Genomic DNA, 11,515 nt, shown 5'->3' on the forward strand with positions numbered 1-11,515 from the left:
CGATCTGCCACCGGCTCCCCAGTGGTCGGCGCCGCCTTCGACGTCTGCCCGCAGGAACCCGTCCCGGCCGGATCGCGCCTGCTGAAGACCTCCGGCATCGTCAGGACGCCGCACATCGCGGGCGGCAGCCAGGAGGTCGCGCACAAGGCGGCCCGGACCGTCGCCGCCGGGGCCGGCCGCTTCCTGCGCGGCGACCCGCTCGCCCACTGCGCCGACCCGGAGGTCCTCGACCGGAGGGCGGCGTAGCCGGAGTCGGCCCCTATGCAGAGCGGCGACGCAGCCGTACGCTCCGCCCGTGGAGTGGGAAGGGACGGTCACCGCTGTCCTGCCTGTCGTCACCCTCGTGCTCGGCGCCTGGCTCAATCAGTTGAGTGAGGGACGCAGGGAGGCCGCCGCACTGAGACGTGAACAGAAGCTCCGGGAGCTCGATCGCGGGCAGGCCTCCGTGGAGCGGCGCGAGACGTTCGAGCTGACGCACCTGCTCGATGTCCACTCCTCCCTCTCCGAGGTGTACCTCGTCGTCCGACGCTTGCGTCAGCTGACGGAGGAAGGGCGGCCCGACGAGGACGCAACCGAAGCCGTCAGGGAGGCGAACTTCCGGTGTGCGAGCCTCAAAGGACTTGTTCTGGACGACGAGCTCCGTGGACTGGTCGAGCTCGCCCATCTCCTGACCAACCGAACGGTCGAGGGAAAGGTGTCCGACGAGGCCGCGGTGCACGCCCTTCGAGGGGCTCAGGAACAGATCGCCGGGCGTATCAGGGAAATTTACGGAGCACCTGTCCTGCCGGGCCACGACATGCCGTCACTGCATACGCGCGATCGAATCTAGCTACACCGCTCGGGGCCGTCCGGAAGGGGGGGCGCCGACAGTAGTGCCTTCATCTATGGGTGGAGGGAGAGGTGGGGGCATGGGGCGTTCGACCGGCGGAGACGAGGAACGCGCGGCCGTGGCGGACCGGCTCTGGCAACACGGACTGCACGAGGACAACGTGCGCTACCAGCAAGGCAACCTCTTTCTGGTTGCACAATCCCTGCTGGCGGTGGCTTACAGCACGATTCTCACTGCAGGCAGTGGAACACGGCCCGCGCGGGTCATCGCGGCGTTCGGCATCGCGCTCACCATCATCTGGGTCTATGTGGGCAATAGGCACCGCTTGTACAGCGCTGCACTTCAACGCCGCATCAAGAGAGCTCTTCCCGATTATGCGGAGACGACCGTCACTTGCTCGCCACGAGGTGTCGGTACTACGGCCATGCTCGTATACGTTCTGCCGTCGCTCGCCGCCATTATGTGGGTGGTCCTGCTGGTGATCACCTGACGAGTCCCCGACAGGAACGCGCTGAGACTTCCCTGGCGGTCGGGCTCCCTGTGGAGCGTCGCTCCGTCGTTCACGGCGGGAACTCACCTTCCCTCCAGGGGGTTGACCATCGCGACCTGGTGGTAGCCCGGTCGGGGGTGAGCCTCGGCGTTTCATGCCCCGAGGCTCAGCCCCGTCGTCCCCCGCGCCGTCACACCCGACGCCGCACCGACCCGCCCTCCCGGGAGGCAGACATGGCCCTCACCACCCGTCGCAGAGCCCTCACCACCCTCGGAGCCGCCCTCGCCGGCGGTATCGCGGCGCCCGCCTACGCCCGCGCGAGCGACCGCGGTCACCACCCCCGGCCGCTGCTCCGCGCCCACGCCCACAACGACTACGACCACCCGCGGCCCCTCCTCGACGCGCTCGACCACCGCTTCCACAGCGTCGAGGCCGACATCTACCTCGTCGACGGCCGGCTGCTCGTCGCCCACGACCCGGCCGACCTCGACCCCACCCGCACCCTCGAATCCCTCTACCTGGACCCGCTGGCCGCCCGGGTGCGCGCCAACCACGGCTCCGTGCACCGGGGTTACCACCGCACCCCGTTCCAGCTGCTCATCGACATCAAAACCGAGGGCGCGGCCACCTACACCGCGCTCCACGAGCATCTGCGGCCCTACCGGCGGCTGTTCACCACCTATGTCCACGGAAAGGTGCGCCGCAGCGCGATCACCGCCGTCGTCTCCGGTGACCGCGCGGCGCGCGTCCCGATGGAGGCACAGCGCGTCCGGTACGCCTTCTACGACGGCCGGCTCACCGACCTCGGCACCCCGGCACCCGCCTCGCTCATCCCGCTGATCAGCGACAACTGGTCCCTCAACTTCAGCTGGACGGGTACCGGCCCGATACCCCCCGCCGAACGGGACAAGCTGCGCGGTATCGTCTCCGGGGCCCACGCACACGGACAGCGCGTACGGTTCTGGGCGACCCCGGACCTGCCGGGGCCCCAGCGCGACGCGGTCTGGGGCGAGCTGCTCGCCGCCGGAGTGGATCACCTCAACACCGACGACCTCGCCGGCCTCGCGACGTTCCTCGACGCGCACCGCCGCTGACCCCGCCGATCAACACCGCACCAAGGAGCACCCGTTCGGAGCACAGGTCAGACGCCCGGACGCACCCTCCGTTACGCCACACTGACGGCCGTGAGCCCGCGGTGTCGCGTGGCGGAGGAGGTACTCCCGTGGCCATTTCGATCTCTGTCGTACTGCTGCTCCTGATCCTTGCGGTGGTCTTCCTGCGCAACGGAGCACTGAAGATCTCGCACGCCATCGTCTGCGGCCTGCTGGGCTTCTACCTGGCGAGCACCAGCATGGCCCCCACCATCCGTGAGGGGCTGACCGCCACCGCGGGCATCGTCAGCGGAATCCAGCCATGACCTTCTTTGCGTCTTCATGAACAACTGACGCCGTTTCATGGACACTTCGCGAGCCGCGATCTAGCTTCGGCGCATGTCCCGCAGACTGCGCCGCCTCGTTCCCGTCAGCGCCGTGGCCCTGACCGTCTCCCTCGCGGTCCCCGCGTACGCCGACGAGATCCCCAACGCCCCCGGACACCGGCTCGTCGAGAGTTACGAGGGCGCGCCCGCCGACGCCCGCCCGCTGCCCGGCACCCCGCCGCCCCAGCACCCGTATCTCGCCGCCAATGGCCGCAGCGGCATGCACGCCGACGCGGCGGGCAGCGGAACGTACCCCTGGAACGGGCCGCTCGGACAGCGGCCCGCGGTCACCAGTGAGAAGATGGCCGCGCTGGGCGGCGAGTGCGCCACCGTCACCTTCGACCGCGCCGGGCGCATCGTCACCGTCTGCGGCACCTTCACCGGCTTCCTGGTCAAGCTGCTCGACCCCGGGACGCTGGACACCCTCGCCGAGTACAAGCTCCCGCAACGGCCCTCCACCATCGAGGCCATCACCCGGCTGGACTTCTCCAGGATCTTCAAGGACACCTCGGGCGGCGCCTACTCCTACCTCGACGACGAGGACCGGCTCGTCCTCGCCGACTCCCGGCAGCACATCGTCCGGCTCGCGCACGAGCAGACGGCGGACGGGAGTTGGCGCTTCGTCGTCGACAAGGAGTGGGACCTCACGGCGCACGTCCCGCACGACTGCGTCAGCTGGACCAACCTCTACCCGAGCGGCACCTGTGACCCGGTCACCTCCGTGATGCCCGACTGGGAGGGCCGCATCTGGTGGGTGACCCGGCAGGGCCGCATCGGCACCGTCGATCCGAAGAGCGGTGACATCCGCTCCGTCCGGCTCGACGGCGAGGAGATCCAGAACTCCTTCTCCGTCGCCGAGGACGGCGTCTCCATCGTCTCCGACCACGCCCTCTACAGCTTCCGGGCCGGGCCGGACGGCACACCGAAAGTGATCTGGCGCCAGACGTACGACCGCGGCACCGGCACCAAGCCCGGTTCGGTGAACCAGGGTTCGGGCACCACGCCGGACCTCTTCGGCGAGCACGACGACTACGTGGCGATCACCGACAACGCCGACGACCGCATGAACGTCCTCGTCTACCGGCGCGGCGCCGACGTGCCCGCCGACGAGCGGCTCGTCTGCAAGGTCCCCGTCTTCGGCTCCGGCGCCTCCACCACCGACAACTCCCTGATCACCTGGGGCGACAGCCTGGTCGTGGAGAACAACTACGGCTACGAGAACATCACGTCGCTCACCTTCGGGCGCAGCGTCGTCGGCGGCGTCAGCCGGATCGATGTGCGCGAGGACGGCAGCGGCTGCGACACGGTCTGGGAGAGCGCCGAACGCTCACCGTCCACGGTGCCCAAACTCTCCACCGCCAACGGCCTGTTGTACTTCTACACCAAGGAGCCCAACCGCCTCGGCGTCGACGCCTGGTACCTGACGGCGGTCGACTTCCGCACCGGCGACACCCGGTGGAAGCGGCTCGCCGGCACGGGCATCGCGTACGACAATAACTGGGCGCCGGTGACGCTCGGGCCCGACGGGACCGCCTACGTGGGTGCCTTCAACGGCCTTGTCGCGGTGCGCGACACGCGGTGACCGGCCGCCCCGGAGCGGAGCGGACCGGCCGGTCACGGCTCACTTCCGGGAGAACACGCCGATGCCGTTGGGCACCGGGCGCTCCGCACCGCCGCTCGGGTGGTTGCGCACCGTCACGGCATCGGCGCCCGGCGCCCGCGCGACCAGCGTGGACGTGGCCGAGACGAGGGTGGAGGAGCCGCCGCCGTCCAGGCTGAAGCCGTCCCGCGCGCCCAACCCCCGCAAGACGTCGGTCACTTCGGCGATGGTCAGACCGCTGCGGAACTCCGGGGCGCCGTCGAGCGAGAGGAGCAGCAGCCGGCGTCCGTCGTCGGAGATGCCGGCCGCCGTGCGCACCGCCGGGGTGGTGGTGTCCAGACCGGGCAGGGGCACGCCGTCGCGGAGCACGGGGAAGCCGCCGAGCGCGAAGCGGAACGGGACGTGCGAGGCGGCCGCGACCAGGCGGTGGCTGACCGAGACCCGGTCGCCCGTCGAGAGCTTGCGCAGCTGCTGCGCGCCCTGCTCGCGTCCGACCAGGACCGTGCTGCCGCGCGCGATGGGCCCGGTGCCCGGCGTGTCGGACGAGGCCACCACCCGGCCGCCGCGGACGGTCACCTCATGGGTGTCCGCGCTGCAGGGCGCGCCGCGGCTGGTGTCGGTGCCGCAGGTCGCCCGCGTCCGCGAGACGGAGCCCCAGTCGTCGGTGAACGCGCCCACCGACCCCACCGGCAGCGCGTACTGATTGAGGCCGCCCAGTGGGAGGCCGCCCCCGGGGGTGCGGATCCGCCCCTCGAGGGCGAGGTCGTCCAGGCGCGCCCGGCGGTCGGTCCCGACCCCGAGTACGGCCTTGGTGGTCACGCCCGGCGGCATGGCGGGACCGAAGCGCTGCCCGTCCGGCACGGCGGCCTTCAGGGCGCGCCCGTTCGCGACCGCGGGGCCGACCGGCGCGCCGGTCGCCTCGACACCGGGGTGCTGGGTCTCGGTGATGTTGAAGAAGTCGCCGTTGATGCCGCCGACGGCGCCGACGCCGTCCGCGAGCGCGGAGACGGGCGCCCGTGCGGCGACCTTGCCCGGATAGAGCAGACCGACGCTCGTACGCGGGTCGCGCAGATCCACGTCGAGGACGTGGGCACGGGCCGTGCCGCGCGCGGTGGGAATGTCGAAGTACGTGTACTCCACGCCCGGCGCGATCGGGCTCGGCGCGGCCTTCTCCGCCGGGCGCTGCGCCGTCCCGACGGCACCGCCGGCCGGAGCCGCTCCCAGAAGAGCCGCGCCGGCCAGCGTGCCGAGCGTCGTGATGAGGGTGCAGGCCGTTCTGAACCGGCCGCTCCGTTGCGTTCGACGTGCCACAGGTACCCCCTGATGTCGACCGATCAGCGAACCAACTGTCCCAGCAGTCAAAGGAGTTCACCAGACGCCGGTGGCTCGGCACCGACCAGCCGGGAACGGATGAGGAAACGTACGCCTTCCGGGGCCTCCAGCGAGAAGCCGCTGCCCCGGCCCGGCACGACGTCCACGATCAGCCGGGTGTGGCTCCACACCGCGTACTGGCTCCTGGACATCCAGAACGCGACGGGCTCGGCCACTCCCTCGACGGCCAGCGACGCGAGGCGCACGTCGGAGTCGCCGGTGCGGAACTCGCCGTCCGGGTAGCACATGGGGGCGCTGCCGTCGCAGCAGCCGCCGGACTGGTGGAACATCAGCGGCCCGTGCTGCTCGCGCAGCCGGCGCAGGAGCCGGGCGGCCGCCGGGGTGAGCTCGACCCGGGGGTCAACGCCCCCGCTGTCCTTGGTCTCATGACGGTCCATGGGATCACTCTTCCTCCAGCCACGTTGCAACAGGGTTGCACGGCGGGGGCGCAGGATCCCCGATGGACCAATCGTGGGCTTGTCGAGCCGTGTCGCCCCGGCTGCGGCCGCGCAGCGGTGAAGCTGGGGCGATGCGCTGGCTCCTGACCTCGATCGCCGTCCTGTCCCTGGCCGTGCCCGCCCCGCATGCGGTCGCCGGCTCCGTCCCCGGCGCGGAACCGCCGTGCCGTGCGGGCACCGCGCCCTACCAACGCGAGCTGGAGCGGGAGCTGCGGCTGCCGGTCGACGGACGCCAGTCGCCCGCCGACTGCGCGGCCATCCGGCGGCTCCAGCAGCGGCTCGGCATCCGTCCGGCGGACGGGCGGGCGACCCTGCGGACGTACCGCCTGGTCGTCGCCGACCGGATCCGGCGCGACCCCGCGGCGCGGCGCGCCTGCCCCGTCAGGCCGTACCGGATCACCTGTGTGGACCTCACCCGGCAGATCCTCTGGTCCCAGAGCGGCCGCAGGCTGGTGTTCGACCCGGTGCCGATCCGCACCGGCCGGGACGGCCTGGAGACCCGCCGCGGCTGGCAGCGCATCTACTGGAAGCACCGCGACCACTACTCGACGCTCTACGACGTCGAGATGCCGTACGCCCAGTTCTTCAACGGCGGCCAGGCCCTGCACGGCACCCGCAAGGATCTCTTCTCGTCCGGCTCGGGCGGCTGTGTCAACCTCGCCATGAACGACGCGAGACGCCTGTACGACCTGCTGTTGAAGGGCGACCGGCTCTACCTCTGGGGCACGAAACCGGGTACGGGCGGCTGACACCACCCGTACCCGGCGCGCGGGAACCACGCGGCCCACGGCCGCGTGCGTCACTTCCCCTTCTTGCCTCCGCCGCGCTGGTTGGTGAGCGTCACCGTGACGCCCTTGGCGGCGTTGCCCGCGGTCACCTTGTGCGGGCCGCTGACCCTGTTCCTCGGCAGGACGTACCCGTCGGGGACGTCCGTCTCCCTGAGGTAGTACGAGCCGAGGTCGAGGCCCTGGTAGGAGCACCTGCCCCGGCCGTCCGTGGCGCAGCCCGCGTCGACGAGGGTGTCACGGGAGGTGCCGGACGTCTGGAGACCCGTGCGGCCGTTGGTCTCGCGCCATAGCTGGAAGACGGCGCCGGCCAGCGGCTTGCCCGTCTTCTTGTCCTTCTTGACGACGGTGATCTTGCCCGTGACGTTCGGGCGGGACTCCTTGCTGTTCAGCGCCTCCACGGAGACCCCGCGCTCCAGGGCCGCGGTGGTGAGGTCGAGGGGGCCGAAGACGGCGGGGTCCGGCAGTTCGTAGCCGTCGGGGGCCTTGGTCTCCACCCAGTAGTACGTGCCGACGCCGACCGTCCTGCGGCAGACGCCGGACGCGTTCGTCGTGCAGGGTTCGCCGGTCGCGGTGTCCGGGTCGGAACCGCGCTGCTGGAGGCCGGGGGTTCCGTTGGTCTCGCGCCACAGCTGGAAGACGGCGCCGGCCAGCGGCTTGCCCGTCTTCTTGTCCTTCTTGACGACGGTGACGGTGCCGTCCTCGACGGTCGGCTTCTTCTTGTTGGTGGCGGTGACCGTCACGCCGTCCTCGGCGTTGGCCGCGGTCAGTTCGAGGGGGCCGAAGACGTTCGGATCGGGCAGGACGTGGCCTGCCGGGGCCTTGGTCTCGCGCCAGTAGTACGTGCCGAGCGGCACGCTCGACGCGCACGCGCCCGGCTCCTCGGTGACGCAGGGGCTTCCCACCTTGGTGTCCGGGTCGGCTCCGCCGGTCTGCAGGCCGTCGTCGCCGTTGGACTCCTGCCACAGCTCGAACTCGGCGCCCGCGAGCGGCTCACCGCTGTCCTCGTCCTTCTTGACGATCTTGACCTGGCCCGAGGTGGGCGCTGTGGCGCAGTCGGGCAGGTCGCCGTCGAAGGGGTAGTTGTGGAACTCCTGGCCGCCGCCGCCCGACGCCGAACTGGTGTGGGTGAGCGAGCCGGTGGTGAAGAACCGGCCGTTGATGCCGGGCACGCTGACCGTGGTGTGCGACGCCTGGTTGCCGATCAGGAGGCTGCCCTGGAACTGGCCGGTGCCCTTGACCTCCACCGAGGTCGCGTCGGGGAAGTTCCACAGCAGCCGGGTGCGCAGCTTGTTGAGCCCGCTGCTGTCGTCGATGGTGCCGCTGTAGGTGTTGATGGTGCGGTTCGTGCCGAGGATGTTGACCAGGACCGTGGCTCCGTCCGGGATCCCCTCGAAGCGGATGCCCTCCTGGCCGCCGTTGCCGCCCATCAGGTCGAAGTCCACGTTGAAGACCTGGAGATCCGAGCTGTTGTCGCCGCGGAAGAGGGTCTCGCCGCCCGAGTGCCGGACCGTTCCCGTGGGGGTGCGGGTGCCGCCGTCGGGGTGGGCGTAGCACCGGCTCGCGGCCGTCAGCTCGTCCCGCAGGGGGAGGTAGGGGGTGGCCGCGTCCGGGTCCTTGCGCAGGGTGCCGAGGATCCGGCCGGAGGCGTCGCCCGCGTGGCGCACCACGCCGTCCTCGGCGAGGAGCCGCTGGCCGCCCGCGACGGTGACGCCGCCGCCGGTGGTGAGCCAGTCCGCGCCGACGGGCGGCGCCACCCGGGACCCGACGCCCGCCTCGCCGACGTTGTAGATGCTGCTCGCGCCGGCCGTCTTGTCCATGTCGAAGTCGCCCAGGACCACCACGCGGCCCTCGGCCTCCGCGGCCCGCCCGCGGACCAGGAAGTCCTCGCCGACGTAGATGTTGACGGCGTTGTCGCGGTATGTGATCCGGTCGTTGTTGACGGGCGGGTAGCCGCCGTCGGGGCAGGTGCCCGGCACACACGGGCCGAGCCCGCCCGGCAGGGGCTTGGCGGCGGCCACGAAGGACCCGGCCGGGGCGTGCTCCGGGTGCGGGGAGGAGTGCGCGGCGGCGGGCACGGTCGACAGGCCACCGCCCGCGACGACGCCGAGGAGACACAGATACCTCATGCCGGACTGGATGAGGGAGGGGAAGGTTACGCGCACATCAGCTCCTCACGTGATCACAGAGACGTCGAGGAGGCTCGCACGATTGTCGGGCGCGACCGCTGAAGCCGTCCGCGCCTCAACCGAAGAGCACTGCAAAGGACGAGTACTGCGCCATCCGGGACGGGCCCCGCACGCATCCGGGACGGGCCATGCACACGTCCGGGAAGGGCCCCCGGAGATCCGGGACGGCCCCGCTCGCTTCCCGGGCTCCGTACCACGCGCCCTCATGCAGATGACGTACGGCGCGTACAGCGCCCGCATCAACGTGGTCCGGGCGCGGCAGGAGCTCGGGTACTTCGTACAACCCTCGCGCCGCATCCCGTGTCGAACAGGACGCCGGACAAGGAACGGGCCCTTTCCGGACACCCCCCGCGCCTGCCCGGCCACCTTCATTCTCAGGAGCCGCTCGTGCGCAAGAACCGTTCGGCCGCCCTCACCGCGGCATCGTTCCTCCTGCTGACCGGGGCGGGTATCGCCGCCGCCCCCTCCGCCCTCGCCGGCACGCCTGGGGGAACCCACGCCGACGACCGCAACAGCGACTTCAACGGCGACGGGTACGAGGACGTGCTGGTCGGCGCCCCCGGCGCGACGGTGAGCGGGGCCAAGGGCGCGGGACTCGTCACGGTCCAGTACGGCTCGACCAGAGGCATCGGCACCACGAACGTCGCCCGCTTCAGCCAGTCGACGGCCGGCGTCTCCGGCGCCGCGGAGGCGGGCGACGCCTTCGGCAAGGCCGTCGCCACCGGCGACCTGGACGGCGACGGATACGACGACGCCGTCATCGGCATCCCCGGCGAGGACCTCGACGCGACGGCGGACGCGGGCGGCGTCGCCGTCCTGTGGGGCTCGAAGTCGGGCCTGTCCGGCGCCGCGAGCGACTGGCTGCAGGCCGGGGAGCCCGCCGCGGATGCGCGGTTCGGCTCGGCCCTCGCCGCCGGGCACCTCTCCGGGGTCACGCCGGGCGACGAGCTCGCCGTCCTGGACCGCGACCACATGCAGCTGTTCGCCTACGAGCCCGCGCCGCAGCCCGGCGAGCGGGCGCCGCTGCGCCGCCAGGCCGGCGAGCGGCTCGCCGCGTCCGCCGCGGCGGAGGGTTTCCAGCCCAAGGCGCTGACCACCGGCGACTACGACAACGACGGCTACGCCGACCTCATCGTCTCCGGTCTGACCGGGGGCGACGATCCGGGCCGCGGTCTGTCCGTGCAGTTCGCGGGAGGCGCGGACGGCCTCACGTACAAGAACGACCTGAAGGGCGGCCCCGCCACCGCCTCCGGCGACATCGACAACGACGGCTACGACGACCTGGTGACCGGCGAACCGGCCGCCCCGGACGACAGCGGCGCGACGCTGACCGGCGGCCGGGTGGGCGTGCGCTACGGCACCGAGGACGGCCTGCTGGAGGAGGCCAAGTGGTGGACGCAGGACTCCGCCGGCGTGCCCGGCACCGCCGAGCGCGGTGACGGCTGGGGCGCCGACCTCTCCGTGGCGGACACCAACGGGGACGGCTTCGCCGACGTCGCGATCGGCGCCCCCGGCGAGGACATCGGGACGGTCGCCGACGCGGGCGCGGTGTGGGTCCTGAACGGCTCGGAGAACGGCATGACGGCCACCGGCGCCAAGTCGTGGGACCAGGACGACGCGGACATCCCGGGTGCGGCCGAGAAGGGCGACAAGTGGGGCGGGCAGGTGCGGCTCTCCGACCCGAACCGCGACGGCCGCTTCGGGCTTCTCGCGGCCGCGCCCGGTGAGAACGCCGGCGACGGCGTGGTGTGGGTCCTCTCCGCCGGATCGGGCGGCGTGACCGGCTCCGGCTCGTGGACGTACGGCGCGGGTTCGCTGGGGGCGCCGGCCACCGGGTCCGCCTTCGGCGCGGCGATCGACGAGTGAGGCCGATGCCCTGAGGGGCAGACCTCCGGGACTGGTGGTGAGCGGGCGGCTCCGCAGCAGCGCGGGACGTGCTCACCACCGCGTCCGGAGGCCGCCCACGCACGTGCCCCCTGCCGCATGCGGTCCGTCCGCATGCGGCAGGGGGCGTTCTGCGTCTCGTGCCCATGTCTCCCGGCCACCCATGTTTCCCGCCGAGGCGCCCCCCGCCCGACGGCGCTTCGTGATGCCCTTCATCGCTCAACAAGTTCCGCTGGTCTGGACCAACTACCCTCCAGTAGACCGCAGTTGAGCTGCGGAATCTTCGCCACATCCCCTTATGGCGGGCGCGTGAACGCGGGGTAAATATCGCCCTTTTGGGTCTCAAGGCGCCCAATTCAATTGTTGACACGAGGAGTTGGTCTAGTCCATTTTGGTGCTACGCAAGTTCGACAGGGGGCGGGTGTGAACGCG

11 protein-coding genes are annotated in these 11,515 nt (G+C 71.5%); 8 read left to right on the plus strand and 3 right to left on the minus strand.

The features are described from left to right. Positions 1-21: 21 nt before the first annotated feature. The 6 genes from ACZ6B8_RS24025 (at position 22) to ACZ6B8_RS24050 (ending at position 4,378) form a co-directional block, all read left to right on the plus strand. Positions 22-246, plus strand: a complete 225-nt coding sequence (locus ACZ6B8_RS24025; RefSeq protein WP_471081607.1) for a hypothetical protein — start codon at positions 22-24, stop codon at positions 244-246. Positions 247-295: 49 nt separating this feature from the next. Further along, positions 296-829, plus strand: coding sequence for a hypothetical protein (locus ACZ6B8_RS24030; RefSeq protein ID WP_471608548.1), 534 nt, complete (start codon positions 296-298; stop codon positions 827-829). A gap of 79 nt (positions 830-908) precedes the next feature. Next, a complete protein-coding gene (locus ACZ6B8_RS24035; protein ID WP_471081601.1) occupies positions 909-1,319 on the plus strand; it encodes a hypothetical protein in 411 nt (136 codons plus the stop codon). Between the two features lie 233 nt (positions 1,320-1,552). Next, complete coding sequence (locus ACZ6B8_RS24040) at positions 1,553-2,413, plus strand: phosphatidylinositol-specific phospholipase C/glycerophosphodiester phosphodiesterase family protein (protein ID WP_471081598.1); 861 nt, start codon at positions 1,553-1,555, stop codon at positions 2,411-2,413. 128 nt (positions 2,414-2,541) lie between these two features. Next, positions 2,542-2,736 carry a hypothetical protein gene (locus ACZ6B8_RS24045; protein WP_471081595.1) on the plus strand — a complete coding sequence of 65 codons (195 nt, stop codon included), beginning with the start codon at positions 2,542-2,544 and terminating at the stop codon, positions 2,734-2,736. A 73-nt stretch (positions 2,737-2,809) separates the two neighbouring features. Next, a complete protein-coding gene (locus tag ACZ6B8_RS24050) occupies positions 2,810-4,378 on the plus strand; it encodes a hypothetical protein (protein ID WP_471081592.1) in 1,569 nt (522 codons plus the stop codon). Positions 4,379-4,417: 39 nt separating this feature from the next. On the opposite strand, the gene ACZ6B8_RS24055 is transcribed toward ACZ6B8_RS24050, so the two are convergent. Beyond that, entirely contained in the window at positions 4,418-5,707 is a 1,290-nt protein-coding gene (locus tag ACZ6B8_RS24055) for a phosphodiester glycosidase family protein (protein ID WP_471608549.1), read from the minus strand. Positions 5,708-5,754: 47 nt separating this feature from the next. Continuing rightward, positions 5,755-6,165 carry a DUF779 domain-containing protein gene (locus ACZ6B8_RS24060; protein WP_471081586.1) on the minus strand — a complete coding sequence of 137 codons (411 nt, stop codon included), beginning with the start codon at positions 6,163-6,165 and terminating at the stop codon, positions 5,755-5,757. 131 nt (positions 6,166-6,296) lie between these two features. Here ACZ6B8_RS24060 and ACZ6B8_RS24065 point away from each other — a divergent pair, with 131 nt between their 5' ends. After that, the gene (locus ACZ6B8_RS24065; RefSeq protein WP_471081583.1) at positions 6,297-6,974 is read left to right on the plus strand and encodes a L,D-transpeptidase; all 678 of its coding nucleotides are present in this window, start codon (positions 6,297-6,299) and stop codon (positions 6,972-6,974) included. A 50-nt stretch (positions 6,975-7,024) separates the two neighbouring features. Here ACZ6B8_RS24065 and ACZ6B8_RS24070 read toward each other — a convergent pair whose 3' ends face one another. Further along, positions 7,025-9,175, minus strand: coding sequence for a choice-of-anchor A family protein (locus tag ACZ6B8_RS24070; protein WP_471608550.1), 2,151 nt, complete (start codon positions 9,173-9,175; stop codon positions 7,025-7,027). Positions 9,176-9,586: 411 nt separating this feature from the next. On the opposite strand from ACZ6B8_RS24070, the gene ACZ6B8_RS24075 reads away from it, so the two are divergent. Next, a complete protein-coding gene (locus tag ACZ6B8_RS24075) occupies positions 9,587-11,065 on the plus strand; it encodes an esterase (protein WP_471081577.1) in 1,479 nt (492 codons plus the stop codon). Positions 11,066-11,515 lie beyond the last annotated feature (450 nt).

The organism is Streptomyces sp. NPDC041122, assembly GCF_055592445.1.